Genomic DNA, 25,512 nt, shown 5'->3' with positions numbered 1-25,512 from the left:
GACTTGGCCGCCTTCGGGTTGCCTCCCGCGCTCATCGACCAACGACTCCCGTTCTCGGGCTCTGGTCCACTTGGTGTGGGGTGATGACGCTCGGTCACGAGCTGTGGTGGATTCTTCAGGTTCAAGGCCGCAGTGTCATCGAGACCGGGTGGCCAGGGGAGGAATAGTCAGTACCCACCATTGCCGGAGTGAGCGGGGAGTCTGCAGGAATATGTCCGGGCCCCGGCAGATGCGGCGGGCGTAACGTCTGACGGGGTCACCGTTCGGGAGGATGAGGCTTTCACGGTCGGTGATGACCGCTCCGTCGGCCGTCAGTTGGAGGTGGTGGACGGTATCCGCCCGAGTAATCCGGCCCCGCTCGCCCCCTGCGAGCAGAAGCAGCCGGTCATCCCGAATTGCCAGGCCGCGTGGTGCCGATACTGGCAGGTCACGGATGCGGAGCACTCCGGTGGAGTCCGTTGCGGCGAGCGGTGCACCGGGCCAGTACATCGCGTGGACTGCGGAGTCGGAGACGTTGACGGTGCTGACCTCCGCCACAAGGTGGTGCGGCTCCGGAGGATGCAGGGACCACGCGGGGTTGCCTCTGGCGTCCCAGCGAACCAGGGCGCCGGCGCTGACGCGGTCGCCGCTGTAGATCCCTTCCTCGGCGTAGCCGGTCCAGAAGCCGGCCCGGCGGCCCGCGACCAGGTGAGTGAGGCGCGTGCCCATCGGGAACCGGCGCCGGGAACGGCCGTCCGGGCCGAAGATCTGGCCGGACCGTGCGTTGGGCCCTCCGCTGCCGGAGAGGACGAAACCGCCGCCCGGCAGGGCATCGAAGGCCGTCGGGTCCACGGCCACTTGGTGAAGGGGATGTTCACGGACTTTGCCGCGATCGCTCATGACGACGACGGCGGTGAAGGGCAGTTTCAGAGGCGCTGGCACGTCCCGGCCGGACCGCCGGAAGGGGAAGCGGGCGTCAGGGCAGATCAGCCAGAGAGCACGGCCCCACGCATCGATCGTGGAGGCCAGCGCTTTCCGTTCGTCGTACTGCCGAGGCAACAGTGCGTATGGACGCAGTGCCACCTTCGTCAAAAGACCACCTCGCGGGCGAAGGAATGCAACTCGTCCATGATCACATGCGCACTCGCGCTGCTGTTCCCGGCCCCGGCTTATGCTCGACGGTTCTGGCTTCGGTGCTCATGACAAGAGGACGCGCTTGCGGAGAAGTTCGAATCCTGCGCGGCCGAACATCTGGCGCTTCAGCATCTTAAAAGTTACGTGGAATCTGACCGGGGTGATCATGTCTCCCCGGTGCAACCACGGATTTGGGAGGTGGCTTGAGCGGCACGACGGTGCTGATGGAGAAGTGGCCGGTGCTGGGCCGGCATGAGCAGGCGGCGGTGTGGCTGCAGATCTGGACTGATCTCGGTCGGGCGCCGAGAACGATCGACGCCTACGCCCGCGGACTGGCCGAGTACCTGGTGATGTGCGAGCGGGAGGACGTCGATCCGGTCATCGCGAACCGCGCCCATATTGCCGTCTACGTAAGGGAGGTGGCGTCACGGCCGCACCGTCGTGGTGCGAACGTGGTGGCGATCGACTCGGGGTCGGGACTGGCGAACGCCACAATCCAGCAGCGCCTGGTGCCGGTCCGCCTGTTCTACGACTTCCTCATTGAGGAGGGTCTGCGCGAGTCGAACCCGGTGGGCCGGGGCCGCTACACCCCTGGGCGCCTGCGGGGCGGGCAGCAGCGCGGACTGGTGCCGCGGCTCACGAAGCTGCCGTGGATTCCCAGCGAACAGCAGTGGCTGGGGATCCCGCAGGTCGCGCGGGTGGAGCCGGTTCGCAACCGGGTGATGCTGGCTCTGGCCTACGATTCCGCGCTGCGGCGAGAGGAGCTGTGCTCCCTGCGGACCGACGACCTCGATCCGGCTCACCGGACGCTGAGGGTACGGGCGGAGACGACGAAGAACCGGCTGGAGCGGGTGGTGCCGTACTCGGCGTCGACCGGCATGCTGATGTCGGCCTACCTCGCCCACCGAGCCACGATCAGCCGGGCCAGGGGGCCGCTGTTCCTGTCGGAGTCCCGGCGCAACCACGGACAGCCGCTGACCCTGTGGACCTGGTCGAAGGTTGTCCGCCGGATCGCCTTGGAGGCCGGTGTCCCGCGATTCTCGACCCACGCCACCCGGCATCTGTGTCTGACCGATCTGGCCCGGATGGGATGGGAGTTGCACGCGATCGCGACCTTCGCCGGCCACCGCGCCACCGATTCCACGCTCCAGTACATCCACCTGTCGGGCCGGGATCTGGCCGACAAGCTGGCCCGCGGTATGGAGCACATCCATGCCTGGCGAATACAGATGCTCACCTCCGCGGACGCCACGACGCGGGAGGTGTCGCGGTGACCGCACCACTGCCGGCCATCGCCGCCGAGGACGGGGCCGGACGCTGGTCCTGGCCGATTTCCCCACCCCGCGACAGCACCTCGGTGGCGGTGCGGCCCGCCGAGGCGAGGGCCGTGGCCGACCTGGGCGTGCAAAATCTGCGGCGGCTGCAGCACCACGACCCGTCCGCGCCGGGCTGGCGCGTGATCGAGCGACTGCTGGGCCCGCTGGAGGCGGTCAACGCCGCACTGGACTCCCCGCCCACCCCGCATCGCCGACGGGCCATGCTCGACGTGGTCGCGGTGCTGCTGACGCGGTGCGCGGAGACCGGCAGGACCTTCTGGGGCTGGACCGAAGAGGAATGGTTCCACCTACTCGGCCGCACTCAGGCCGAGTTCCGCCAGCACGCGCCCGCCTGGGCGGGCGACGAGGTCCGCCCCTATCTCGCGGCGCACGCCTATCTGCTCGGTGGCTTCAACGAGTTCCACCGGCTCGGCAGCTTCCAGCGGCTCACCCTGGCCTGGCGGATCTTCGGACGCGACCGCGTCAACGGCGAGGTCGCACGACTTCGCGCGATCCTGAGAACCCATCTTTGAACCCTGAACGATCTCGTACACGCACCTCGTACCGCTTGGTGCCCTCCTGCCCCTCCGGACGTCATCGGCCAGGCAGGGGCTTTACGGAGAGCTTTCGGGTGCTCCCTGGGCCACCGTGATGCGCCTTTCCGGCCCAGGCTGGCGGGCGGACGCTGCCGGTACCAGGCGGACCGGAGTTCCCTTCACGGCCATCCGGTCGTGCTCCGTCCTGGCAGGGGGTGGGCACGGTGCCCGGTACGGAGAAGGTCGGCAGCGTCAGCACAGAGCGGTACGAGCAGCTCGTGGAGCAGTTGCGTGAGGCCGTCGAGAAGTTGTCGAGGAGCCAGTTCATCATCGGCGACGGCGCGCTGGAGATCGCCCCGATGCAGGAGCACGGCGGGCGATCCGTGGGGGATGACTTGTTCGGTGTGGCGGCGTGGCTGCACCGGCTGTCGGAGGACATCAACGTCCCCTACAACACGGTCAGGGAGTACCGGTGGGTGTCCAGTAGGTTCCCCGAACGGCACCGGTGCCCCGGGGTGGCCTTCAGCACGCACCAGATCCTCGCGGCGATCTCGGATCCCGCCGAGCGGTGGGAGGCGATCAGGAATCCGCCGCTGGACGAACGGACCGGCAAGCAGCGGTGGACCCCGGAGACGAGCCGGCAGCGGGTCGGCTATCACGGCCCCAAGCCTGAGACGGTGCAGGAGAAGATCGAGGCCGTGCACGACCTGGTCGCCGACGAGCAGGTCGCCAGCCAGGTGGCGAGGGATCTGCTGCGCCGTCCGTCGGTGGCGTTCAAGGCCATGACCGACGACACGGCCCGTCATCAGGTCAATCATGCGCAGGTTGAGCAGTCCCGCCAGCTGCGCGAGGCGCATGAACAGCAGTCCACGGGTGCCCAGGAGCCGTTCGAGCCGACGGTGCGTAGGATCAATCATGCTCTGGAGTTCCTGGACCTGGTCGGTGCCTGCCAGCGGTTCGTCGCGGCCACGGGGCGGATCGTGCCCTCAGTGCGCGAGCGGCCCTTCTCCGAGGACGAACGCGAGACCGTGCACCGCAATGTCGACAGGGTGCGGGCCACCTGCGAATGGATCCTCACCGCCGTCGACACAGGCGAGGTCGACGTACATGAGGAACTCGCCAAACTCCTGCGGGGCGAGTAGACGTGCCCCGGTCACGGCGCCGGGGCGACGCGGCACGAGAGCACGCGGAGGCGATCTGCCGGGCGCTCCGGCAGGCCCGCCCGGCCGGGCTGCACATGCCGCAGCTGACACGGGCGACCGAGCTCACCTGCGGCCAGGCGCGTTCCGGACTCGCGATGATGCGCGACATCATCACGACGAAGGGATGGTCACCGGTGATCTACACCCGCGCGGACGGCTACCAGTTCACCGTCGACCCCGATGAATTGGAGGCCTACGAAACCGCCCGGGTCCACGTGCTGCTGACCGAGGTCCGCCGCCTGATCACCGGCACCATCGCCCCGCACGCCGCGGTGGATCCGCAGGACAAGCGCGTCCGCCACATCGTGGCCCAGCTCAACTCCGTCGAGTCCACCCTCGACCTGATCGCCTGAACGACGGGACGCACATGCGCCGACGCCGTTATCCCTCGGACACCACCGACCTTGAATGGTTCCTCGTCGAGCCGCTGCTGCCGGTCCCGGCCTGCGAGACGCCGCGCGGCGGCCGGCCGGAGGCGCACCCGCGGCGCGAGATCGTCGATGCCCTGCGCTACCTCGTGGACACGGGCTGCAAGTGGAGTGCCCTGCCGCAGGACTACCCGCCGTTCAAAACAGTGTTCGGGTTCTTCACCCGCTGGTCCGCGGCCGGGGTGTTCAACCTCATCCGCGACCAGCTGCGGCGCCGGATCCGTCGAACGATGGGCACCTCTCCGCACCCCGTGGCGGCGGTGATCGACTCGCAGTCAGTGAAGGTCGCTGCCACTGTCCCGCGTGCCACGTCGGGGTACGACGCGGGGAAGAAGACGCCCGGCAGGAAAAGACACATAGTCGTGGACTTGAAAGGGCTTGTGCTGTTCGTGATGGTCACCCCAGCCGACATGCACGACAGCGTCGCAGCCCGCGAAGTCCTCTTCCGGCTCCGGCTGATGCACCCGGAAATCACCATCGTCTGGGCTGACTCGGCCTACGCCGGCAAGCTCGTCGACTGGGCCAAGACCTTCCTCCGCCTGACGATCAAGACCGTGAGCAGGCCCAAGGGCGCAAAGGGATTCGTGATCCTGCCGCGCCGCTGGGTAGTGGAGCGGAGTCTGGCGTGGTTGTTGCACGCACGACGGAACGTCCGGGACTACGAAACGCTGCCGGAACACAGTGAGGCCATGCTGACTCTCGCGGCCATCACGCTGATGACCAGGCGCCTCACCCGGCACCCCGTCCATCCCAACGCTGCCGCCCCCCGCCCGGTGGAAGCAACCCAGTCTGCGTGATCAACGGGCCCATGATGGCTGAGTTCTGCTCGTTCTTGTTGGTGTCCGCGCTCGCGGTGCCGCAACGGCCAAGGCAACGACATGATCATGAACGGCCCGTCACCCACGCACACTGAACATCGTTGGCAGAGCGTGACCACTCATACAACCTTCACAACGCTCGCCCTGACCAGCGGCCATCGGCACCGGCCTCGCCACCGCCGCACCCGCAGCAGCAGGCGGAATCATCGTCATCGGATCCCCCAGCTACGACAACTCGTACGGCAACCACGGCACCCGCGCCCAACCAGGAGGACAGACAACAAACGGAAGCGGAGGAGTCCAGGGACTGCTGGCACAAGTCCCCGTCGCCAGCGCCCTCAATCACTGCGGCGGCGCCGACCTGCCAGTGGCAGACCCCCAGGAAATCATCGACCATAACCTGAAGGAGACGGCCGGCCCCAACGGGATTATCGGCGGCCGGGGCGCCGCCTCTGACTTGGTGTTCTGAACAGCGGCCACCCCGGTGGGGCGGGCCGCACAAGGCACCGCTGCTGTCACACACGGTGACCTGGACGGCTCCGTCCTCGACCTCCAGGGTCAGCAGACACAACCCCGGCGCGTACTTGCGGGCGTTGGTCACCAGCTCGCTCACCGCGAGCTGGGTCATGTCCATCGCCCGCCCCGACACCGGCAGCCCAGACTCGGCCTGCACGGACGTCAGGAAGGCGCAGACCAGGTCCCTGGCCTCACAACGAACCCAGAACACACCAGGCCAGCAACCGCCCCGCACACCAACGAGCCCCCTCCAGCATCATCGGGGGACAGGGCAATGACGTGGAGGCCCTGGGTGGTGGCGTACTGGAGGGCGAAGCGGCCTATGACGCCTGGCTCCTTCGGCGGTACCTGGCCACCTACCCGAGCGTCACCAACTGCCTCACCGTCACCGCGCGGCTCGGGGACGGCCAGCCTTCGCCGAGAGGCCGTGACCAGCACCGGCACTTGAGGTCCTACCAGCCGATCCCGTTTGCCTCCCGGGGGCGATGCACTCGATCACTCCTCAGCTGCGCCCACGAAACGACACCAGCACCGGAAAGCCACCATCCTGCATAAACAAAGTCCCCGTCAGCGAACCGACGGGGACTCATGAACGATCGAGGTCAGAAGCGCAAGCCCGCTACGCAGTCACTGCGCTGTTGGTTTCCCGAGGCTCACGGCTTCGCGCTGCCTGTACATATTTGGTCCGCGCTTCTCCATTCGTAACCGCTGTTGTCGGGGTTCACAGCCTGTGTGTTGCTAGTGAACCCGCCCGGCCGAATGGTTCCTGTAGACCAAGCGGTGTCCGGGTGCTCAGTCCGCCAGATCGTCGCCTTGACAGAGAGATTGTTTACATAGGAGTTGATTCCGTTCGTTCCGTAGCCCATGCCATATTGCTTAAGCGAGAAGCAAGCACTGGTGCTGGTGGACGTGAAGGCCAGGGTCCGGTACTCGGTGCTGCGGTAGAGACAGAGCTTGCCAGAGGGGCAGCCGCCGACAGCTGCGGCCGGGGTAGCGGCAATCAGAGTGCTTCCGGAGAACAATGCGGTAGTTGCCGCGATGGCGGCGCCCATCTTTTTCAGTTTCATGATGCTGACTCCTTGATCGGTGCAGAGAGGTGCTTACTGGGCTGGTTTTCAGGGATTTACGGCTTGACGCCGCCCATGCAGACGGCTCCGCTTTTACCGAAGTATCCGCCGGTCATGCTGCTGAACCCTTGAGGGCGGATTGTTCCGTCCACGATGTACGAGCTGCCGGACCTGTGGTAGACAACGGCATTTACCGGAAGGTCATTGATGTATGATCCGATACCGTCTTTAAATTTGTAGTCTCCGAATTTAAAGAGATAGATGCAGGCTTTCGTACTAGTTGACGTCACATCCAGGTGAATGTAGCCAACCCCCTCGTACAGGCAGAGCTTTCCCTTGGGACAGGGGCCCATGGCGGCTGCCGGCGCTGCTGTGGCAGCTGAGAGCCCGATGGTGAGCGTCATCAGTGCGGCGCCTGTTACAACCTTGTATTTCCAGTTCACTATTTTCTCCATTCACTTTCGTCATGCTGAATAGCGTCATGGTGTGAGTGCAGCTGATGTGGTTCTTGGCTGACGGCACGAGCCTCGTTCTGGCCCGGTTGGACTGCAGCAGGCAGTGCGGCGGACCTCTCCGAGGAGGTCCGTTCTGGCGCGGAGAGAAAACCCGCCCTCCTGACACGGAGTTCTCGGTGGGTGTGCCCGTCAGCTGGTGAAGGCAAGTCCGTGGGTGGCGGCGATCTGGCCGGGGGCGTGGCCGGCATGGAGGTTGAGCGGATTGCCGTCGGTGCTCTGCACCTTGAGGGTGGTGCGGATCTGGGTGCAGCCGCCGAGTTGGGACTTGGTGAGGTGCAGGACGTTGGTGGCGCTCTGGTGGTGCTTGGCGGTGGTGATGTTCCACTTGCCGGGTGCGGCCTTGATCGGGGGTCCGCACTTCGCCCCGTCGGGGTTCTGCGGCTGGGCCTCGATCCAGGTCTCGGCCTGTGTGCCCGTGTAGGCACTCGAACCACCGGGGCAGATCCGTGAGTCGGGAATGCAGGTGGTCAGGGCGGCGTCCTGGACGACGGTGATGCTGTCGCCGCCGGTGGGGGTGTAGGTGTATCCCAGGGTGGTGTGGGTGCTTCCGCGGGCGATGACGGTGCCGGCGGTGGCGGGCAGCGTCCAGCGGGACGCGGAGGGGTACGGGGCCCGGGCCAGTTCCGCACCGGCCGGGACCTTCATGGTGACGGTGCGGCCGTTCTGGATGATGCTGGAGTAACTGGTCACGGACAGGCGGCAGTTGTAGGTGCCTGCGGTCGGCGCGGTGAAGACCCAGCGCAGCGCGGGTGCTACCGACTTCTCACCCGGGGGGACCTGGTTTGTCGCCCAGTAAGCGCCCGCCTCGGTGTCGCCCGGCAGGGCTGTGCCGTTGGGGTAGGAACAGCGGACCGCCGCGGTGGATCCGATGTTGTCGCCGCTGCCCAGGCCGGTGACGTTGGCGATGCTGAAGTTCCGTGACCAGAGGTAGGACTTCTCCCCCGCGGCGGCGGTGAACACCACGCCAGTGCCAGGGATGTCCCGGTAGGCCTCGGCCTTCCGTGTCACTTCGTACTCGAACGTCGGCGACGCCGCGGAAGCCGGAGGCGCGGACGTCAAGGCGCCTGCGGCAGCCAGGGCAAGGGCCGCGATGAGTACCGGTTTTTTTCGTTGGGCCTTCATTGCATCCCCCGTCGCAGGCTACTGGTGATCATCTAAAGTCGGAGCGACCGTAGCAGAGATCGCACATCCGTGCGTATGTAGTTACGAAGTACCATCCCCCGTGCAACGCGTGTGCAGCTCCCGCCCCTTGGCGCCCTCCGGCTGGACCATCCGGGCAGGGCGCTATCCCCGCCGCAGCGGCAGCAAGACGGACTGGTTGACGAAGACCTCACATAAGCAGGCACTGACGTGTGCTTGTGCTCTCAGCGGGGCGGCGGGTCGAGCTGCTGCCTGTCCGGAAGGCGCCGAGGCTCCCGCGCCCGCATGTGCTCGCACAGGTGAGCTTCCCAGGGAAACGCCACGCCCGTCGCCTCGGTGAGGACCGGGAAGAACGCCTGGGCGTCCTGCGACTGCGGCGCCGTGGTCCAGCGGTATCCGTCACGGCCGCGCAGGGCGTGGGTGCGGTGCGTGAGCAGCGCGGCCAGGCTCTGATCAACGAGCACGTCACGGTGTGTAGCTGAATCTACAACAGTCCCCTCCCCTTCCAATGTGGCGGGGGCGGTGAGCACCCGTCTCGGAACCCTCGAAGCGAGTTCCGAGACGGGTTCTGAGCGCCTGGGGCTACCGGCTCGGGCGGACGAGGACACCCTGCTGCCGATGGTGGCCTGGCAGCTGTTCCTGCTCAACCGCTGCCCGCATCTTGCGGATATGGAAACCGCACTCTTCGACCGGGTCCGCCGTGACGGGCTGTTGGAGGGCAGTCGGCTGAACACCATGCACGCGATGCAGCGGGCGGTCGCCGAGCTCGGATTCTGTGATCCTCCGCGTCCCGGCACCGGCCACCACTCGGCCCGGGCCGGCGGCGCGCCGATCTGGGAACAGTGGGCGGATCGCTGGCACACCACCTCGACGCTGACCCCGCGCGTTCGCGGCAGCGTCCGCTCGAACCTGCTCAAGGTCGGCCGGTGGATCGCCGCCGAACAGCCCGACGCCGCCGATCCGGCCGACTGGACCCGGCAGACCTGCGCTTCGTGGATCGCTGCGCTGGACCGGATGAAGGTCGGCGACTACGTCCAGCGCACGATCGGGCTGGGCGCCCGTCTAGGCAAGCCGCTGGAAGCGCCCAGCGAGGCCGGGCAGATCACCGCGCTACGGACGTTCTTCCGGGACTGCCAGGAATGGGAGTGGCTGCCCCGCCGCTCGACCCCCTTCGCGCGTTGGCGATCCCCCGCAGCGTCACCGCCCTCCTCGGACCCGACCCTCGGGTGATCGCCGACGAGGTCTGGGCGAAACTGTTGTGGGCGGGCCTGAACCTGGAACCCGCCGACCTCCCCCAGACCCGCTCCGGGCACTTCTACCCTTTCGAACTGGTCCGCGCGGTCACGCTGACCTGGCTGTTCTCCGGACGACGCAGCAACGAGATCGCCCGGCTGAAGGTGGGCTGCATCCGCTGGCAGCACGACGGGACACCGATCGCCGGCGACTCGCAGCAGGTCCTGGCACGCGACGCGATCTGCCTGCTCGACGTCCCCACCCACAAGACCGGCACCGCTTTCACCAAACCAGTCGACCCGATCCTCGGCCAGGCCGTCGACGCCTGGCAGGCAGCCCGCCCCGACCAGCCGAAGTTCACCGATCGCCGCACCGGCGAGCTGGTCGACCCGCTGTTCGCCGTCCGGGCTCGCCGCGTCTCCACCAGCTACATCAACAACACCATCATCCCGATGCTCTGCCGCAAGGCCGGAGTCCCGGCCGCCGACGTCCGCGGCAATATCACCAGCCACCGCGCCCGGTCCACGATCGCCAGCCAGCTCTACAACGCCAAGGAGCCGATGACCCTGTTCGAACTGCAGACCTGGCTCGGACACCGCTCCCCACAATCCACCCAGTACTACGCGAAGATCACACCGAGCACCCTGTCGAAGGCCTACTCCGAGGCTGGCTACTTCGAGCGGAACGTTCGCACGATCGAGGTATTGATCGACCGCGACGCGGTCGCCTCCGGCGCCGCCGCAGGCGGTGAGCCCTGGCAGCACTACGACCTCGGACACGGCTACTGCAGCTACACCTTACGGTGTGGTGCACGACTGAGGCCGCAATGTGCCGGCCTGGCGGTTCGGTTGTTGGGCGATCACCGCATGGCTGTGCGGTCAGAGACCAGGCCGGCGATCGCGAGATGAGTATCGTCGTAGTACTCGCGACGTCCGATGTACCGCTGAAGGGTTCGCCACTGCTTGTGCTCGGCATTGGCATGCTCCACGCAGATCCGCTCTGAAGACTGCTGCTTGCGGGCCTGTTCCCACGCGGTGACGTCCGCGGCAAGGGCGTCCTTGCCGGGTTTCTTCGGCGGTGCCTGGACCTGATCGGGAAACTGTTTGGCCAGGCCCCGGTATCCGGCGTCGACTTTCGCCTTGACCGTGGGATACCGCTCAAACAGGTCGCCGATCCCCTCGGTATTCACCGCCGTCTGATCGTGCATACGGCCCGGCCGAATCGCCCCCGTCCACAAAGTGCGACCCCTCTCGTCGGTGATGACGGTGGCCTTCTTTGTGTTCTGCCGCATCTTGCCGGAGACGAAGGCCCGGCGGCCTGCCTGGCTTGCCGGCCCTCGGGCGCCGTACCCGCACCTCGGTGCCGTCGAGCCGCAGCTCAACGCCCCGCGCGTCGGCATAGGCGAAGACATCGGCCATCGTACGCAGGCGCAATCCGGGCTCGCAGGGGACCGCGAAGCCGCGCACGGCCAGGAGCGGGCGGATCTCATGGACAGCGCGGGTGATGGTGGAACGGTCGACGCCGTAGAGGACGGCCAGAGCCGCATGCGGGAGCTGGAACCGCAGGACCACCAGGGTGGCAATCACCCGGTCGGTGAATACCAGTTGATGGCCAGGCCCGCCCCCTTCGGCCCGCAGGCGGTCGTGACCTCGGCGTTCACGCAGCCGGGAGTCCTGCCGTGCCAACCACGGGGCAGCCAACTCGGCGATGAGCGAACCGAGCTGCTTCCTCGGGATGCCGGTGCAGATGCGATGCGAAAGAGCCGTACGGGCCAAGACGGACGTCACAATCCCCTCAACCTATACGGCTCCCCTCGTGCCATGACCGGCACGGCATTTCTGGAGAAGTTAGGACCGGTTGCAGCCCTTCACCACCGGAATTCACCGTCGTAGAGGCGTCGGTGCCACCATTCGCCATGCCACCGCAGGTGCCGGTAGGCGTGTGGGTCGGGCAGGGTCCGGCGGCGAAGCTCTGCGTCCAAACGCGCCACCACCCGCCCAAGTTCGGCGCGGGACGGCTGCGGAAGCGAACGCAACGCTTCTTGCAGAATGTCCCGGGCGTTCGCCACGTCGACAAGCGAGGACTCCGGATGGGGAGAGGCTGGGAAGCACAGTTCCAGGTATCGGCCGGGCTGTCGCAGGAACGCCCGGTAGTGCCTGAGCGCGGCTTCCACCGCCCCATCCCACAAGCCGTCCCACAGCCCGGCCCAGGAGTCACCGTGATCACGCTCCGTGCGCTGGATCTCGGCGCAGGTGCGCTCGGACAATCCGGGAATCCGATAGGTCCAAGGGCTCCAGACGGCCGGGGCCGGATCTTCGGCGCGAAGCGCGCCAGGCCGTCTACGCGGCATGGGCCTTTCGGTTGGTCATCATGCTCGCGATCATGCCGGACGGCCTGACAGCCCACAAGGGCCCGCAGCCCTCAACGTCTCCCGGCAAACTCGCAGCATCCGATCATCCCGGATTGCGCTCACCGAAATCCCACTTGTCGGACAGAACCGCCATGGACAACAGCACACACCCCGCCCTATCGCGGACCTCCGACGTCAGCGATGCAGCGTAGAGAGCCGCCGCCGCTGTCGTGCACGCCGCAGTTATTCGAGCAGTGCCAGCACCGCATGGCCAGCGCACGCTGCGACTTTTACACCCCAAAGCAATCCACGAGATCCCAACTCCTGGAAGCGAAAAGCAACTTGCAGAAGATGACCGTGTCCATCCCGCTGACCGACGACGAGCAGGCAGCCGTCGAGGACGGCCAGGCAGCCCTGGACCGACTACTCGACTGCCTTGCTGACAGACCCACTCCGGCCGGCCCGACACCACGCGAACTGGACGTGCCGGTGACGGCCCGCCTGCTGCCGGTCGTCGACGTCCGACAGGGCGGAACGGGCTCCGCACCGCGCTGATATCGGAGTGCACACAGGCCCAGGGGAATGACACAGTCACTGCCGTGACCTTGATGAACGTGCTCGTCGACTTCGCCCGAACCGGCCGGATCGGCCCGCTTCACTGCGGAATGCTCCTGGCCGAGGCGCAGAACCTCCTCGGCCCGGGGCGGCCGCACCCCGCCCACGTCATGAAGGGGCCCGACATCGACGGCTACCCGTACTCCTGGGGCGGACTCAAGCTGGACGTCACCCAGCGGGCGGTCAGCGGCATCTGGATCCACCTCTGGCCCGGTTCGACGGCGAAGCTCCCCACTCTCGTCCTGCCCGAATCAGAGTCGTTCGAGGCCACTGTCCTCCGCGAGGAACTGATCACGGCCCTGGACACCGCAGACTGTGAGCATCACGTCAACAACACCCTCACCTTCGGTCAGCAGTCCAGCATCCTCACCCGGCCCGCTGATGTCTACGCGGTCTTCAGCCTCCCGGGCCGGGACAACCACGTGCCTCACCGAGACCGTCACTATCTTGACGTGATGCACAAGTACACGGCTTGACATTGCTGATTCCACAGAATGATTCGGTTGACGTGTCCTTCGATCACGCCCGAGCTCCAGGGCAGGGTGAGGCCGGCGATCACGGCGGCGCGGTCGCGGTCGATGTTTGCGGCGAGGGTGTGGAGGCCGGGGAGGTCGTCGCGCCGGACGGCATCGAACCACTGCGGCAACCGTTCGCCCTGGCGCTGCGTGAGCATCTGGCCGAAGGAACGGACGTGACCGGTGAGAGCGTCCAGCTCAGGGCAGTGGACCAGAACGGCCTTGAGTCGAAGGTGCTCTGTCTCGGTGAGGGTTTCCGGTCGGCGCAGGATCCATCCGGCGACGACGCGGGGTGACGGAGGCCGAGTCGTTAAGGGGCCAGGCGAGAGTCGCTTCTCCCGGAAATAGGCGCGAACCCGCTGGTAGCTGCCCTGATAGCCAAGCGGTACGACCTCCTCCCACACCCTCCAGGCGTTCGTGCAGCCCTGGTTCCAGCGGTCATCCAGGTAGGGCTTGAAGGCGTCGAGTTTGGATGGTCGGCCCTGCCACTGCCCGCGGAACAGGTCCTCCGGGGTGGCTGGTCGGCGAGGAGCTTGACGGTGCGGGAGGTCATCCGGAGGTGGCGGCCGATCGCCCTCCGGCTGAGCCCGGTGGCTAGCAGTTCGTGGACGGTCGCGTGGTTCACACGGGTGCGGTCAGCGAAGCGGTGTCCCCTTGGCCAGGGCGAGCCGGAGGGATCTTCGAGCTTCTCTGGCTCGGGGGCAGGCTGGGCTGGATCTGGCGCCAGGACCTGTAGGCATCCTCGGTGGTCTGCGACGCACCGTTCCGCGGCCTCGCTCAGGTTGTGCCAAAGATGCCACCTGTCCGCGACCTGCACCGCCTGTGGTGCCCCGGCCGTGGCACCTTCGGCGAAGAACGGTGCACGATCGCGGCAGACCACCTCCACCCCGGGCCGTTTCGCGAGGCAAGCCGCGAGGCTGGACGCCGGCTTTCGACGTCGACCAGGACAGTCCCGTAGTGACGCCCTTTGCGGGTCGCGTACTCATCGACGCCGACCACCCGCGGGGCTGGAACTTCGGGGTCGGGCAGTGCTTCGACCAGTCGCAGCACCGTGCTGCGACTCACAGAGACGCCGAAGACGCGCGCCATGCGGGCGCCGGCCCGACCGGCGAGCGCGAGCCCGACCGCGGCCAGCGTCGACCGCAGCCGCTCGGTCCGCCGACCGTACCGACGCGTCAGCCCTGGCAGCTGTTCCGCGAAAGTCCGCCTCCCGCACGAGATGACCGGGCAGAGGAACCTGCGGACTCGCAAACAGAGAGCGACCTGTCTGCCTCCGCTGGGCACATCAGTGGGAAACCGCAGGTAGGAGCTGTGAATCCGCTGTGACCAGATCGCGCATCCGGGACAGATGGCCCCAGCCGCTGTGCTTCGGGCCTCTACGCGTACCGCCTCGTTGTTCACGGCGACCGGCAGCACCGCCACGTCGGCAATCGACGGGAACAGCAACTCCTCCAGCCGGAGCACCACTTCTTCCATGGGCCGCACTGGCGGCCACACCGCACCCGGTACGGCCAATTCCGGGCAACTTCCCCAAAGGCCGATTCGCCCGAGCCCCGTCACTCAGCGTGCATGCTCCACGGAAAGTGAGCCAGAACCCAAACCCGTGAACAACTGACGGCACTACTGGTGAATAAAGCCATCCCACTCTACGGGCGGCGACCGTGTCCACCGCACACCCGCTATGAGTGCATGTGCAGTGGGTCGTTCGTTGGTGAGGTCAGGAGGTTGGCCAGCAGACGGGTGTTCTCCTCGACGCGACGGATCAGCTTTCGCCAGTACCTCAACACTTGGAGGCTCTGGGCCGGGGCGCCGGCGCACGGCGGACGAGGATTTCTGCGGGCCGGCCGTGGTCCGCCAGCCAGGAGGAACTGCAGTCGTACAGGGGCTCGAAGGCCCCACCATGGGGGAGGAGCAGCCAGCCTCGGCCGAGGTCTCGACCAGCAACCTGGCGGACCTCGCCCGTATCGTGGTCACGCTCTGCTCCTCCCACTGAGACGGCGCCTCGCGGGTCGCAGTGCTCCAGGCCGCCGCGTCCGGCCGCCCGCAGCTGTCGTCGAGGCGGCGACAGGTACGCTGACCTGTTGAGTGTGTGAGGAAGAGCAGTAGTGCCGGAAACGGCCGTAGCCCCCCTCTCGTGCCGGCGGTCGTCGGAGTCGGTTGCCTGCGGGTACATCGTCCGGTGATTCTCCAGGAGCGCGAACCCTCGGATTCACCCCGCGGCTGCGGTCCCGCCGCGTTTACCGGCTATCGGTCGCTCTGCCTAGTCTTGCGAAGGACAAATCGATGCCCGGAGTCGCCGGGGGCGTCACCCCGTCCGAGCAGCTGACCGCGCGGGCCTCGGCCTTGGCCTGCACGAACCAGGTCGCCCGGCGCGGCGGCATGAGTGCCGCTCACATAGGTAGGAAGCCGCGGCTCAGTGCCCAGCCGGCGCCAGTGAGCAGCACCGCGGACAGTATGGCCAGTACCCGGACCGGGCGCCGGTGCAGCACCAGGTGGAGGTCCCCGACTCGCAACTCAAGGTAGGGGACGGTGGCCTTTCCATGTTTCGTGTTGCCGGAGTTCACGGACCCTCACTTCGTTGGCAGGGCGGGGCGCCGCCGCAACGCGGCGTGCCCTCACTGGTCGGGGGTTTCGCCAGGTTTCTGTCACGGCGGAGCTTTCCCTTGGCCGATGCTCGGACCGGGCACATGGCTGTCGCTAGTGCGCAATAGTTGCCACCTGCTGGCAACTCGCCCCGCACAATGGCCACATGACTGCTGACGCCGACCCGACACCCGAGCTGAAGGCTCTGCTCAAAGCTCTCCTGAGAGACACTGGACTGACGCAGCAGAGTTATGCGCGACGCTGTGGTCTCAACCCCACCCAGCTCTCCAGGCTCATGAACTTGCACCAGGTCCCGCAGACCGCGTTTCTGCACGAACTGATCGTCGCAGCAGATCGCGGCCCTGGGGGACCTGTGGCGCAGCGGATCCAGCAGCGGGCCGACCAGCTCCTGCTGGCCCTCGTGGCCCGGCGGCACCCGGAACGCCGCTATGAGGAGGAGACACGGCGCCGCGACCTTGCCGAGATCCGGCGCCGGGGCGAAGAACTCCAGAGTCAACTGGACGCCTGCGCCACAGACCTTGCTGCGGCCAAGAAACAGGTCGAGCAATTGATCACGGAGAGACGGCAGTTACGTGCAGACCGTACGCGGTTCCAGCAGAAGCTCGACGTCAGCCATACGACGGTCCGCAAGCTGAACCAGCAGTTGGACGCTGCGCTCGCTTTCCCGCGCTCCCATCAGGAGGTCGAGAACGCGGTGCGCCGCCGATGGAAGGCGGATGCGTCCGACCGGTGCGGCGACCTCCTGACGTCCTCGGCAATCACCTTGCGCCCTCTGGCAGCCCTGCACCTCCTGGTCTGGCTGTGCACCCCGCCGCAGACCAGCCCTGAGGTAACGACGGCCGGCCTGACGTTCCTGGATGACTTCATGCGATGCCGGAGCGCGGCGGACGTCAGCGACATCGGAACGGCCCTGCTCGTCGACGCCGTGCCTGGCCGCCCCCGCCAGTGGGCCGAGCACATGCTCACCGCGCTGGGACGTCGACGGCCGCTGCCTGAACTGCTCGCCCAGCGGCAGGACTGGATCACCGACAGATCGGTACGGTGGACACGCTTCTACGACTCCTGCTGGCTGGCCGGGTGGATGAACGGCGACCGGCCCCTCAGGGAGCGTCTGGCGATCTTTGAACCGGCTGTGGAGGAGACCGTGCCCGGTGTCGTGCGTATGGCTGCCGGAGCACTGCACACCGATGCACGTCCAGCCGACGCTGCGGCAATGCTCCTGGCGCTCGCTCACGACGGGCACCCATACGCGGAGCCTGTTGCTAAGGCATACTTCGACCCTGACCGCGACCCGTTCGCACAACCAGTGCCGGTGACACCGGAGTTCTGGCGACACCTCTGCGACTCGAACCAACCCGCGGCGGCCCAGAAGTCGATCATGCAGGCGGCCTGTCAGGTACTCGGCACGCACGAGATGGCTGCCATCCTTCCCTGGTTGCACCGCTGGTTCTGGGAGACGCGCTCGGACGAAACCGTGCTTGATACCTTCCTGGAGGCCGTGTGCACCGACCCCCGCACCGCCCTCGCGATCCAGGAACAACTTTGCGACGGCATCGACCCGGGACGGCCCCTCATCGCCGAAAGGCTCAGGGAACTACTCTCGGACCCGTCGAGCGTCGGCAGACCGGAAGCACCGGAGCATTGCTCCATACCTCACGAGTGAACCGTCACCTTTGCCAGGGTGTAAACCGCCTCGGGAAGGCAACAGGCAGAGCTGGCGGCTCGTGTTTGCGGGTCGCTGTGATCTGATCCGGTGAACGAGTTGTGGCATGGCCGCCGAGAATACCTACCAGCTGAACCTGACTACTGGGTCCGACGGAATCCCGGTCCTGCGAACCACCGGCGACCCCACACTGCCGTCCTCCTTCGCCGTCCGCGACCCTGACGGCAATGTCCTCGCCGTCTACACAGCCCAGCCGACTGCCCCCGCAACGGAACTGTCACTGGACTACTTCTCACACATGTACTTGCCCAAGGACCCCAGCATCACCAATCAGGTCTTGTCTCCCCAGCAGAGCTGACCACCCAGCCTCCCGCCGCGGCCGGACAGCCACCTGGCATCCATGCCTTCCACGGCTGGTACCGCTTACCGCCGGCGATCACCGTGCGGACCGTGAAGAGCACACAGAGGTCCTCAAACGGGCACCTTCACGGGCCGTGGACGAGGCGGCGTCCGCGCGGGTACCCGCCGTACGCTGAGATCCGCAGACGGCGTACACGAAGGGCGGGAAAGACCAGTGGTCAAGGCATCGGGTTCCGGGACGACTGGTTCAGGGCCCCCGGCGACCGGAGCAGCGGCGACCGGCACCACGGTCGCCGAGGTGATGGCCGAGCTGGCCGGTCTCGACGACCCGAGGGTGCGGACGGTCAACGAGAAGCACGGTGACGACCACGGTGTGAACCTCGGCAAGCTGCGCGCGCTCGCGAAGCGCCTGAAGTCCGAGCAGGAACTCGCCACCGGACTCTGGAACACGGGCGACACCGCGGCGCAGCTCCTGGCGATCCTGATCTTCCGCCCGAGGGGGCTCGGGCGCGACGAGCTGGACTCCATGCTGCGTGAAGCGCGCGTACCCAAGGTGCACGACTGGCTCGTGAGCTACGTGGTGAAGAACAATCCGCACGCCGAGGAACTGCGCCTCGTCTGGTGCGCCGACCCGGATCCCGTGGTCGCGAGCGCCGGCTGGGCGCTGACCACCGAACGCGTGGCGAAGAAGCCCGAGGGCCTCGAACTCACGGAGCTGCTCGACGTCATCGAGGCCGAGATGAAGGACGCCCCGGACCGCCTGCAATGGGCGATGAACCACTGTCTGGCCCAGATCGGCATCGAGCACCCCGAGTACCGAGCCCTTGCCCTCGCCGTCGGCGAGCGCCTGGAGGTACTCAAGGACTACCCGACACCACGGGGTTGCACCTCGCCGTACGCGCCTGAATGGATCGGCGAGATGGTACGCCGCCGGACGGACGAGGGCAGGGCATAGAGGGCGGCGCGCGGGCAGACCACCCACCTCGATGACGTCGAGCAGCCACGCGGCACGGAACGGGACCACGAGACCGCGCGGCGCGCCGCCCAGGCACGGATGGTGAGCGCCACCACCCACAGCGGATCGCTATGGCGAGCACACACGGGCTTCCGAGCTGCCGAAGCACGGGCGCGCGCTGCCGAGCACCCGCGGACGGTGTCGGACGCGGACGCCTTCCGTCGCGTCGAGCCTCACGAACGACGCGGACACGGACTCCGGGCGGGCGTATGACCAGGTCCACCCCGACCGTGTGATGCTGCGCGGGCACCTTATCGCCCGCCTCGGGTCAGCTGTTGAGGCTCCCTGGTGCTGTGACCGGGAAGATTCACCGGGCTGTGTCGCGCGCATCCCGCCGCAACATCTTCAGTACTTCGGGATAAGCCGCGAGTTCGGCGGACCCAGCCGGGCCCACGAACGCGGCACCGTCAGCGCAGTGGAAGAACCTTGAAGCCGCAGGTCAAAGGGCTGGTGTGCCTCGTGCTCGGGGGACTCACGCAGCTCATGAGCGACCGTCTGCGTAGTAGGTCGTTCGTCAGGAGTTGCTCTCGTTGGAGGAGGCACCGATGGCGGGGTAAAGGAGTTCGTCCTGAGGCACCTGTGCGATTACGGTGGCGCGATGGTGCACGTGCAGGAGATGGATGCGGCCGATGTCGAGGCCGTTTCGACGATCCGAGTCCGGGGATGGCAGGCGGCGTACGCCGGCATCGTTCCCCAGACGTATTTGGATGCCATGACGGTGGAGGTGATGCCAGTCAACGGCGGCAGTGGGTTTCCCAACCCGGACGACAGTCACGAGATCTTGTGGCACTCGGTGACCGTGACCCGGTGGGGTGGATCTGCTTCGGGCCGTGGCGAGGTGAAGTGCCTGATCTGGGACGGGTCGGTGAGGTTTACGCCCTGTACGTCTCACCGGATCTGATCGGACAGGGCATCGGCCGGAGGCTCCTGGAGGAGGCCCATGCGCAGATGAAGAGTCAGGGCTTCGAAGTGTCGGCCTTGTGGGTTCTCTCCGACAACGAACGAGGCCGGCGCTTTTACGAGCGGTCTGGCTATCAAGCCGACGGTGCTACTCAGGACGACCCCTATGACGAGATCACGCTCACTGAGCTTCGCTACCAGCGTGTGCTCTGAGTTCAGCGGCAACGGGTGATCCTGGTCAGCTCGAAGACCGCAGTCACCCGTTCCAATGGTCAGCTTGCTGATTCTCACTCGCAGCAGTTCGGCAGCCTTCTACGATCCGGTGCATGCTGGATCCCGAGCTGCTGGAACGAATCACCGCGCGGCGCGCGGAACTGGACGAACTCGAAGATCAGCTGGCCAAACAGCTGACGGAAGTGCGGGCCGAGCGGGACGAACTCGCCGTCGCTGAACGTGTCCTTGAACGGACCTTGTGCAACAACGTTTAGGCCGTGCTTGGCGCGAGCGCTACGCTGGCGGCGTCATGGAAGACCACCAGCCGCCGGACGGATGGACGCTCCAACAGATTCAGGACGTCTCCGGGGATGCCCGAGCCGAGGTGCTCAACCCGGATCGAGCCGCCGTGTACTACGACGCTGCTGACGAAACTCTTCACCCCACGCTCGTCCTTGGGTTCGGCGTTCTCTGCATCGTGAAGGTCTCCGAGAACGACTACTGGTACATAGGCAGCCTGAACGACGACGGCAGCGTCATCTGCTGGAGCATCTACGACGAACTGTATGAGGCGCTGCGCGGTTTGTAGTCCCCCAGCGGGGGCCGTCCCTGGGCCGTGCGGAGCGGGTCGCGCTGGAGACGACGACGTGGGAACACAAGGCGAAGGTGTTCTACGCGCCGCCCGGAACTCAATCCCCTTCGGACACGCGCACAAACCTGCCCGACGAGTGGGTCCCGATAGCGACCGCGGCTGATTTCTCGCCCGGCGTCCGCGCACACCGAGCTTCCAGGCGGTTGGCACCGTTCGGGACGCCGTTCGACCCGTCTGCGGCAGGGCCTATGCGAAGTCGGTGTATGCGAGGTGGGCTGCGCAGACCCGGCACCGGAAGAGATACGCCCTCGCCTCACAGTCGTTGTCCAGCGAGGCACGGAATTGCCCAACCTGCTCCGTCGGTCGGCCCCGGCCACTCGCCTCCCGCCGCAACATCTTCAGTACTTCGGGATAAGAGAATGTCTCACGTGGCGATGTCTCGTCACGGACGGCTCGCTTGCGGGCGCCCCCGTGTAGCTGCGTCGATGAGGCCCGGAGTTTTCCCTGTCCCCCGGCCGTCAAGTAGCTTCTTGACCCTCACACCGTGTCAGGCGGTCAGCTCGGAGACATCATGTTCTCCATCGGAGACTTCGCCCGGCATGGCCGCGTCTCGGTCCGGATGCTGCGTCACTACGACGCGATCGGACTGCTGCGACCGGCTCACGTCGACCCCGTCAGCAGCTATCGCTACTACACCGCTGCTCAGCTCGCCCGCCTCAACCGGATCATCGCGCTCAAGGACCTCGGATTCACTCTCCAGCAGGTCCAGGACATCGTGGACGATAAGGTCAGCATCGAGGAACTGCGCGGCATGCTGCGGCTGCGGCGGGCCGAACTGGAGACCGCAATGGCTGCCGCAGGAGCACGGCTGGTCCAGGTCGAGGCTAGGCTCCGAGCGATCGAGAGCGAGGGGCACATGCCCACGAACGACGTTGTCATCAAGAGCGTCCCTTCCATCCGAGTGGCGCAGCTGACCGCAACCGCCGCGAGTTTCGAGCCCAAGGACATCGGCCCGGTCATCGGGCCGCTCTACGACGAGCTGTTCCGGTGCCTGGGGTCGGCGGGTATCACCCCCACAGGCCCCGGCGTCGCGTACTACGAGGACGCCCCGGAGGGCCCAGGCAGGATCAGCGTCCACGCCGCCGTCCAGGTCTCCGCCCCTCTCCAGGACGACACCTTCCGAATCCTCGACCTGCCGTCCCTCGACCAGGCAGCGGCCATCATGCACCGCGGTTCGATGGACACCGCGCTCCCCACCGCCCAGGCTCTGGCCCGTTGGATCGACGCCAACGACTACCAGTCGACCGGATACCCCCGCGAGATCAACCTGGAGTGCCCGGAAAATCGTGACGACTGGGTGACGGAACTGCAGGCACCGGTGACCCGGGCCTGATCAATCGCGCCCCTGCCTTGCCAGTGATCCCGTGCGGGCAGCGGGAGACCGCTACGGTCTCCCGCTGCCCGACTTCAGTCTTGAGAGCTTCTTGTAGCAGGTCAGAGCGGCAGCGAGGCCGAGGAAGGCGAGGAAGTGTGAGCCGGTTCGCTCGTATCGGACGGTCAGGCGGCGGAAGCCGAACAGCCAGGCGATCGTCCGCTCGATCTTCCAACGGTGCCGGCCGAGCCGTTCGCCCGATTCGATCCCCGGGCGCGCGATGCGCGGGATGAGCCCGCGTTCGCGCCGACGACGGCGCCCTCGTCCCCAGAAGCTGGCACATCGCCGAATGCGGCGACGCGGGCATGCCGGTCCGCCTGGCCCCGGCCAACCTGACCCGCATTATCGGCGGGTTGAGCGCTGCACAAGCTCATGCCCCTGGGGCCAGGTCCACCGGAGCTCGCCGAGAGTTGGTTCCATCACACTGTCGTGATCAAGGATGGCAAGATCTACGATCAGTGAGCTCCTAACGGCATTGCGATCTCTGATTTCAAGAAACGTTTCCTCTACTGGGGAAGATATGGACTTCGGGTTCTGAAAATGACTCCATCGCTTTGGAAGTTCCTGCCCGAACTGAAGAAGCATCATGGCATCTATGTCATGATGCGAACATACGAGGGAACCTGCGCTTTCCTCTCAGGGTATGAAATGGGATCAGGGAATTTCTCTCTCAAGGCGTTTCACGGCTGGCTCGTGCAACGCAATAAGGGGCGCCCTGAGTTGTTCTGGCCGCAGCTCGTTCTCTGCGAGGTATATGAGGATGGGGCGCTGCCTGATATCAGGTACCTGACAGCCGAACAGGATCAAAAGATGGTTGCGATTCTCTTCGACTTGCTGGACGAGTTCATTGCGACGGGCAGGCAAGAGTCCCTCGCGGATTGAGCCCTTGTCACCTAGCTTGTCGTTTATCGACCCAGCGTCGAACGGCCCTCGAACTTGAGCCGTGTTTTCACAGTTCAGCGGACATCCGGGCGGCCTTCGCCCGATCCTGTGCTCCGACCAAGGAGCGCCCGTGACCGTAACGAAGGCCGTGGAATCGAGTCTGCTGAACGAGGAAGTCCGCCGATAGGCGTTCGCGGAAGCATCACACTTCCGGTCGGAGTTGTATGCGTGCCTGACCAGACGGGGCGATGAACTGTTCGAGCTCTGCGACGCACTGCTTTGCTCCGATGGGCCCGTGAAGACTCTGGTTGATCTCGCACTCGCGCCCGAACACCGGCGTGGGCACGGCGTGTTGTATGGCGGGCTCAACCGCGGCCGCGTCGACGTCGCACGACTGCGGAGAGCGCTGGCCGGGCTGCCGCTGCCCCGGGCCGCGGACGGGCGCCTGGTGCTCGCGGCGGATGTCAGCCCGTGGCTGCGGCCGGACGCAAACACGTCGCCGGACCGCTTGTTCTGCCACACCGGTGGCCGGGACAAGAACGAGCACCGGATGATCCCGGGCTGGCCGTACTCGATCGTCGCGGCACTGGAGGTTGGACACACCTCCTGGACCGCGCGCCGGACGCGGTCCGGGTGGAGCCGGGTGCCGATGTCGCGGCGGTCACCGCCGTCCAGGTCCGCGAGGTTGCCGAGCGCCTGGTCGCCGCCGGCCAGTGGAAGCCCAGAGACCTGGCTATTCTCCTGGTCCTGGACGCCGGTTACGACGTTCAGCGCCTGTCGTTCCTGCTGGCGGACTTGCCGGTCGAGCTGCTGGGCAGGCTGCGGTCGGACCGGGTGATGCGCCCGCCCACACCAACGAGGATCTACGACCCGAAGGGCGGACGGCCACCCAAGCACGGCGGCGAGTTCGTCTTCGGCCAGCCGGACACCTGGGGCGAGCCCGACGTCCGGACAGTCACGGAGACGGAGCGGTACGGCACCGCGGTGGCCACCTCCTTCGACCGACTCCATCCGCGGCTGACCCGACGTGCGGCCTGGCTCACCCACCGGGACGAACTGCCGATCATCGAGGGCACCGTGATCCGGCTCAAGGTCGACCGCCTGCCCAACGGAGCGGACCCCAAGCCAGTCTGGCTGTGGTGGTCGGGCACCGGCGCGAGCGAGACGGATGTCGACCGGCTCCGGCACGCGTTCCTGCGCAGATTCGATCTTGAGCACACCTTCAGAATGATCAAGCAGACGCTCGGGCGGACCCGCCCCAAGCTCAGTGATCCCGAGGTCGCTGACCGGTGGATTTGGCTGATCGTGCCGCTCACACCCAACTGCGTCTCGTCCGTGCCCTGGCCACCGATCTCCGTCCCGTCGGTCTGGTCCTCAAGACCGGAGAAGCGCATTCGCGCCCCGGTGTTCCCGGATCAGGCGCGGAGCAGTGAGGCGTGGATGCGGGCGATGGCCTGCAGCACCTCGTCGCGGTTCTTGGCCTGCTGCAGCCACGCGGGGCCACCACGGTCATCTTCCGGCCGTGGTCGTGCCAGGAGATCCCCTCACGCAGCGGCGTCTGCACGAATCGCCTGATCAGGTCCAGGTGTTCCAGGCTGTAGGCCCATACCCACTCGTGACGGGTCGCGGTCTGCAGCCACAGACGGACGCTGAAGTACGGGTCCGTGGCCGGCGCGTCCCGGTCCCGGTGCAGGGCCACACCTCCACGGCTCCATTCCACCCCGCAGGTCCGGCAGACGAGACGCCTTGGTGCAAAGAGGTCCGGATCGTGCACCCCGGCCGGCTCCGGTCCTGCCACGACGTGAGCGACCTTCTCGCAGCCGGGACAGCACACGAGGACCGGCGCGAGGAAGTCGTACTTCATGTTGCGCGGGTCCCGAAACCGACGGTGTGCGGAGATCGAACTCATCAGACCAGGGAGCGTTTTCCAACCTCAATTCGGGCAGGTCAGATGCAGTGTGATCCAGCGCCGCGCAGGTTGAGAGGTTCACTGTGGGTACCTCGGCGAGCGAGAGGCTGTTCCCGTCGGGATCCAGCACGACGACGTGGCGGACGCCGCTGCTGTAGGTCTCGACCGGCTCGTGGTCGATCCCGTGTGCGGCGAGTCGGGCCAGGATGTCGTCGAGGTCATGCACGCCGAGCGTGATCATGGCTCCGCCTACTCGCTCAGCGCGCACGTCTCGATCGTCAATGACGACCCACGCGTTCTCACCGACCTGCCACAGGTACTCCTCACCGATGATCTCGTCCGCTGGCCGCCCGAAGAACGTCTCGAACTACTTCACTGCCCTGGTCCGGTCACTCACGCACATGATGCTGTACAGGTCCACTCGGACCCCTCCTCAGAATCGTTTCAGAAGTTGGACCACTCCTGCGAACGAAAATCATCGGATGATGCTCGGCGTTGGTTTTTTAGTGGTTCGGTGTTCTGTTTTCAGTGATGGTTCAGCGTGTGTGGCTTGAGGTTTGTCTGGTGTGCTGAACTCG

At 66.4% G+C, this 25,512-nt stretch carries 27 protein-coding genes and 4 pseudogenes; 21 read left to right on the top strand and 10 right to left on the bottom strand.

Annotated features, from left to right (window positions below):
* Positions 1-135: 135 nt before the first annotated feature.
* Positions 136-1,071, bottom strand: coding sequence for a hypothetical protein (locus ACIQM4_RS27750; protein ID WP_401596962.1), 936 nt, complete (start codon positions 1,069-1,071; stop codon positions 136-138).
* A gap of 245 nt (positions 1,072-1,316) precedes the next feature.
* On the opposite strand from ACIQM4_RS27750, the gene ACIQM4_RS27745 reads away from it, so the two are divergent.
* The 5 genes from ACIQM4_RS27745 to ACIQM4_RS27725 all read left to right on the top strand — a co-directional run bounded on the left by ACIQM4_RS27745 (position 1,317) and on the right by ACIQM4_RS27725 (position 5,392).
* Entirely contained in the window at positions 1,317-2,387 is a 1,071-nt protein-coding gene (locus tag ACIQM4_RS27745; RefSeq protein WP_401596959.1) for a tyrosine-type recombinase/integrase, read from the top strand.
* Complete coding sequence (locus ACIQM4_RS27740; protein WP_401596956.1) at positions 2,384-2,962, top strand: hypothetical protein; 579 nt, start codon at positions 2,384-2,386, stop codon at positions 2,960-2,962. Before ACIQM4_RS27745 ends, ACIQM4_RS27740 begins: the two co-directional genes overlap by 4 nt.
* A gap of 227 nt (positions 2,963-3,189) precedes the next feature.
* On the top strand, positions 3,190-4,107 hold the full coding sequence (locus ACIQM4_RS27735; RefSeq protein WP_401596953.1) for a DUF6192 family protein: 918 nt from the start codon (positions 3,190-3,192) through the stop codon (positions 4,105-4,107).
* A 2-nt stretch (positions 4,108-4,109) separates the two neighbouring features.
* Positions 4,110-4,520 (top strand): RacP protein, encoded by a 411-nt coding sequence (locus tag ACIQM4_RS27730; RefSeq protein ID WP_401596950.1) that lies wholly within the window; start codon positions 4,110-4,112, stop codon positions 4,518-4,520.
* 14 nt (positions 4,521-4,534) lie between these two features.
* The gene (locus tag ACIQM4_RS27725; RefSeq protein WP_401596947.1) at positions 4,535-5,392 is read left to right on the top strand and encodes an IS5 family transposase; all 858 of its coding nucleotides are present in this window, start codon (positions 4,535-4,537) and stop codon (positions 5,390-5,392) included.
* 1,190 nt (positions 5,393-6,582) lie between these two features.
* Here ACIQM4_RS27725 and ACIQM4_RS27720 read toward each other — a convergent pair.
* The 4 genes from ACIQM4_RS27720 to ACIQM4_RS27705 form a co-directional block, all read right to left on the bottom strand.
* Complete coding sequence (locus ACIQM4_RS27720) at positions 6,583-6,996, bottom strand: peptidase inhibitor family I36 protein (protein WP_401596944.1); 414 nt, start codon at positions 6,994-6,996, stop codon at positions 6,583-6,585.
* Positions 6,997-7,052: 56 nt separating this feature from the next.
* Positions 7,053-7,439, bottom strand: coding sequence for a peptidase inhibitor family I36 protein (locus ACIQM4_RS27715; protein WP_401596941.1), 387 nt, complete (start codon positions 7,437-7,439; stop codon positions 7,053-7,055).
* 201 nt (positions 7,440-7,640) lie between these two features.
* A complete protein-coding gene (locus ACIQM4_RS27710) occupies positions 7,641-8,519 on the bottom strand; it encodes a hypothetical protein (protein WP_401596938.1) in 879 nt (292 codons plus the stop codon).
* Between the two features lie 356 nt (positions 8,520-8,875).
* Complete coding sequence (locus ACIQM4_RS27705; RefSeq protein WP_401596937.1) at positions 8,876-9,115, bottom strand: hypothetical protein; 240 nt, start codon at positions 9,113-9,115, stop codon at positions 8,876-8,878.
* Positions 9,116-9,173: 58 nt separating this feature from the next.
* Between ACIQM4_RS27705 and ACIQM4_RS27700 the strand changes: the two genes are divergently transcribed.
* Both ACIQM4_RS27700 and ACIQM4_RS27695 read left to right on the top strand, forming a co-directional pair.
* The gene (locus tag ACIQM4_RS27700; protein WP_401596934.1) at positions 9,174-9,881 is read left to right on the top strand and encodes a hypothetical protein; all 708 of its coding nucleotides are present in this window, start codon (positions 9,174-9,176) and stop codon (positions 9,879-9,881) included.
* Positions 9,797-10,792: a tyrosine-type recombinase/integrase gene (locus ACIQM4_RS27695; RefSeq protein ID WP_401596932.1), complete on the top strand. Its 996-nt coding sequence runs from the start codon at positions 9,797-9,799 to the stop codon at positions 10,790-10,792. The genes ACIQM4_RS27700 and ACIQM4_RS27695 overlap by 85 nt, the downstream gene beginning before the upstream one ends.
* On the opposite strand, the pseudogene ACIQM4_RS27690 reads toward ACIQM4_RS27695, so the two are convergent.
* Both ACIQM4_RS27690 and ACIQM4_RS27685 read right to left on the bottom strand, forming a co-directional pair.
* Positions 10,744-11,671: pseudogene (locus tag ACIQM4_RS27690) on the bottom strand (transposase family protein). The gene ACIQM4_RS27695 and the pseudogene ACIQM4_RS27690 overlap by 49 nt on opposite strands.
* A gap of 80 nt (positions 11,672-11,751) precedes the next feature.
* On the bottom strand, positions 11,752-12,150 hold the full coding sequence (locus ACIQM4_RS27685) for a hypothetical protein (protein ID WP_401596929.1): 399 nt from the start codon (positions 12,148-12,150) through the stop codon (positions 11,752-11,754).
* 435 nt (positions 12,151-12,585) lie between these two features.
* Here ACIQM4_RS27685 and ACIQM4_RS27680 point away from each other — a divergent pair, with 435 nt between their 5' ends.
* The 3 genes from ACIQM4_RS27680 to ACIQM4_RS27670 are packed head-to-tail and all read left to right on the top strand — an operon-like array spanning position 12,586 to position 13,660.
* Positions 12,586-12,789 carry a hypothetical protein gene (locus ACIQM4_RS27680; RefSeq protein WP_401596927.1) on the top strand — a complete coding sequence of 68 codons (204 nt, stop codon included), beginning with the start codon at positions 12,586-12,588 and terminating at the stop codon, positions 12,787-12,789.
* A gap of 44 nt (positions 12,790-12,833) precedes the next feature.
* Positions 12,834-13,325 carry a hypothetical protein gene (locus ACIQM4_RS27675; RefSeq protein ID WP_401596925.1) on the top strand — a complete coding sequence of 164 codons (492 nt, stop codon included), beginning with the start codon at positions 12,834-12,836 and terminating at the stop codon, positions 13,323-13,325.
* Positions 13,322-13,660, top strand: coding sequence for a hypothetical protein (locus ACIQM4_RS27670; RefSeq protein ID WP_401596923.1), 339 nt, complete (start codon positions 13,322-13,324; stop codon positions 13,658-13,660). Before ACIQM4_RS27675 ends, ACIQM4_RS27670 begins: the two co-directional genes overlap by 4 nt.
* Before the next feature lie 14 nt (positions 13,661-13,674).
* On the opposite strand, the pseudogene ACIQM4_RS27665 reads toward ACIQM4_RS27670, so the two are convergent.
* Positions 13,675-14,253, bottom strand: a pseudogene (locus tag ACIQM4_RS27665) (hypothetical protein); the annotation flags it as partial.
* Positions 14,142-14,840: a transposase family protein gene (locus tag ACIQM4_RS27660; RefSeq protein WP_401596920.1), complete on the bottom strand. Its 699-nt coding sequence runs from the start codon at positions 14,838-14,840 to the stop codon at positions 14,142-14,144. The pseudogene ACIQM4_RS27665 and the gene ACIQM4_RS27660, both read right to left, overlap by 112 nt.
* Before the next feature lie 1,273 nt (positions 14,841-16,113).
* On the opposite strand from ACIQM4_RS27660, the gene ACIQM4_RS27655 reads away from it, so the two are divergent.
* The 8 genes from ACIQM4_RS27655 to ACIQM4_RS27620 all read left to right on the top strand — a co-directional run bounded on the left by ACIQM4_RS27655 (position 16,114) and on the right by ACIQM4_RS27620 (position 22,104).
* The gene (locus ACIQM4_RS27655; RefSeq protein WP_401596918.1) at positions 16,114-17,631 is read left to right on the top strand and encodes a hypothetical protein; all 1,518 of its coding nucleotides are present in this window, start codon (positions 16,114-16,116) and stop codon (positions 17,629-17,631) included.
* Positions 17,632-17,737: 106 nt separating this feature from the next.
* Positions 17,738-17,989 carry a hypothetical protein gene (locus ACIQM4_RS27650; protein ID WP_401596915.1) on the top strand — a complete coding sequence of 84 codons (252 nt, stop codon included), beginning with the start codon at positions 17,738-17,740 and terminating at the stop codon, positions 17,987-17,989.
* A 303-nt stretch (positions 17,990-18,292) separates the two neighbouring features.
* The gene (locus ACIQM4_RS27645) at positions 18,293-18,946 is read left to right on the top strand and encodes a DNA alkylation repair protein (RefSeq protein WP_401597471.1); all 654 of its coding nucleotides are present in this window, start codon (positions 18,293-18,295) and stop codon (positions 18,944-18,946) included.
* A 658-nt stretch (positions 18,947-19,604) separates the two neighbouring features.
* On the top strand, positions 19,605-19,907 hold the full coding sequence (locus ACIQM4_RS27640) for a hypothetical protein (RefSeq protein WP_401597499.1): 303 nt from the start codon (positions 19,605-19,607) through the stop codon (positions 19,905-19,907).
* Positions 19,790-20,119, top strand: a complete 330-nt coding sequence (locus ACIQM4_RS27635; protein ID WP_401596913.1) for a GNAT family N-acetyltransferase — start codon at positions 19,790-19,792, stop codon at positions 20,117-20,119. Before ACIQM4_RS27640 ends, ACIQM4_RS27635 begins: the two co-directional genes overlap by 118 nt.
* 113 nt (positions 20,120-20,232) lie before the next feature.
* Positions 20,233-20,394, top strand: coding sequence for a hypothetical protein (locus ACIQM4_RS27630; protein WP_401596910.1), 162 nt, complete (start codon positions 20,233-20,235; stop codon positions 20,392-20,394).
* Positions 20,395-20,429: 35 nt separating this feature from the next.
* Positions 20,430-20,708, top strand: a complete 279-nt coding sequence (locus tag ACIQM4_RS27625) for a hypothetical protein (protein ID WP_401596908.1) — start codon at positions 20,430-20,432, stop codon at positions 20,706-20,708.
* A 574-nt stretch (positions 20,709-21,282) separates the two neighbouring features.
* On the top strand, positions 21,283-22,104 hold the full coding sequence (locus tag ACIQM4_RS27620; protein ID WP_401596905.1) for a MerR family transcriptional regulator: 822 nt from the start codon (positions 21,283-21,285) through the stop codon (positions 22,102-22,104).
* A gap of 51 nt (positions 22,105-22,155) precedes the next feature.
* On the opposite strand, the pseudogene ACIQM4_RS27615 reads toward ACIQM4_RS27620, so the two are convergent.
* Positions 22,156-22,368, bottom strand: a pseudogene (locus tag ACIQM4_RS27615) (transposase); the annotation flags it as partial.
* 315 nt (positions 22,369-22,683) lie between these two features.
* Here ACIQM4_RS27615 and ACIQM4_RS27610 point away from each other — a divergent pair.
* The 3 genes and pseudogenes from ACIQM4_RS27610 to ACIQM4_RS27600 all read left to right on the top strand — a co-directional run bounded on the left by ACIQM4_RS27610 (position 22,684) and on the right by ACIQM4_RS27600 (position 25,466).
* The gene (locus tag ACIQM4_RS27610; RefSeq protein ID WP_401596902.1) at positions 22,684-23,025 is read left to right on the top strand and encodes a hypothetical protein; all 342 of its coding nucleotides are present in this window, start codon (positions 22,684-22,686) and stop codon (positions 23,023-23,025) included.
* Positions 23,026-23,245: 220 nt separating this feature from the next.
* A pseudogene (locus ACIQM4_RS27605) lies at positions 23,246-24,600 on the top strand (transposase).
* 470 nt (positions 24,601-25,070) lie between these two features.
* Positions 25,071-25,466, top strand: a complete 396-nt coding sequence (locus ACIQM4_RS27600) for a hypothetical protein (RefSeq protein WP_401596900.1) — start codon at positions 25,071-25,073, stop codon at positions 25,464-25,466.
* Positions 25,467-25,512: the final 46 nt, after the last annotated feature.

Origin of the sequence: Streptomyces sp. NPDC091272 (assembly GCF_044757485.1) — a bacterium.
Classification (GTDB): Bacteria; Actinomycetota; Actinomycetes; order Streptomycetales; family Streptomycetaceae; genus Streptomyces.
This window is presented reverse-complemented; position numbering and strand designations above follow the sequence as displayed.

Coding starts and splice junctions, on each gene's coding strand:
- ACIQM4_RS27655 (WP_401596918.1), top strand. CDS start 16,114: ATGACTGCTGACGCCGACCCGACACCCGAGCTGAAGGCTCTGCTCAAA.
- ACIQM4_RS27625 (WP_401596908.1), top strand. CDS start 20,430: ATGGAAGACCACCAGCCGCCGGACGGATGGACGCTCCAACAGATTCAG.
- ACIQM4_RS27645 (WP_401597471.1), top strand. CDS start 18,293: ATGGCCGAGCTGGCCGGTCTCGACGACCCGAGGGTGCGGACGGTCAAC.
- ACIQM4_RS27650 (WP_401596915.1), top strand. CDS start 17,738: ATGGCCGCCGAGAATACCTACCAGCTGAACCTGACTACTGGGTCCGAC.
- ACIQM4_RS27720 (WP_401596944.1), bottom strand. CDS start 6,996: ATGAAACTGAAAAAGATGGGCGCCGCCATCGCGGCAACTACCGCATTG.
- ACIQM4_RS27640 (WP_401597499.1), top strand. CDS start 19,605: ATGGTGCACGTGCAGGAGATGGATGCGGCCGATGTCGAGGCCGTTTCG.
- ACIQM4_RS27620 (WP_401596905.1), top strand. CDS start 21,283: ATGTTCTCCATCGGAGACTTCGCCCGGCATGGCCGCGTCTCGGTCCGG.
- ACIQM4_RS27610 (WP_401596902.1), top strand. CDS start 22,684: ATGACTCCATCGCTTTGGAAGTTCCTGCCCGAACTGAAGAAGCATCAT.
- ACIQM4_RS27725 (WP_401596947.1), top strand. CDS start 4,535: ATGCGCCGACGCCGTTATCCCTCGGACACCACCGACCTTGAATGGTTC.
- ACIQM4_RS27660 (WP_401596920.1), bottom strand. CDS start 14,840: ATGGAAGAAGTGGTGCTCCGGCTGGAGGAGTTGCTGTTCCCGTCGATT.
- ACIQM4_RS27680 (WP_401596927.1), top strand. CDS start 12,586: ATGACCGTGTCCATCCCGCTGACCGACGACGAGCAGGCAGCCGTCGAG.
- ACIQM4_RS27630 (WP_401596910.1), top strand. CDS start 20,233: ATGCTGGATCCCGAGCTGCTGGAACGAATCACCGCGCGGCGCGCGGAA.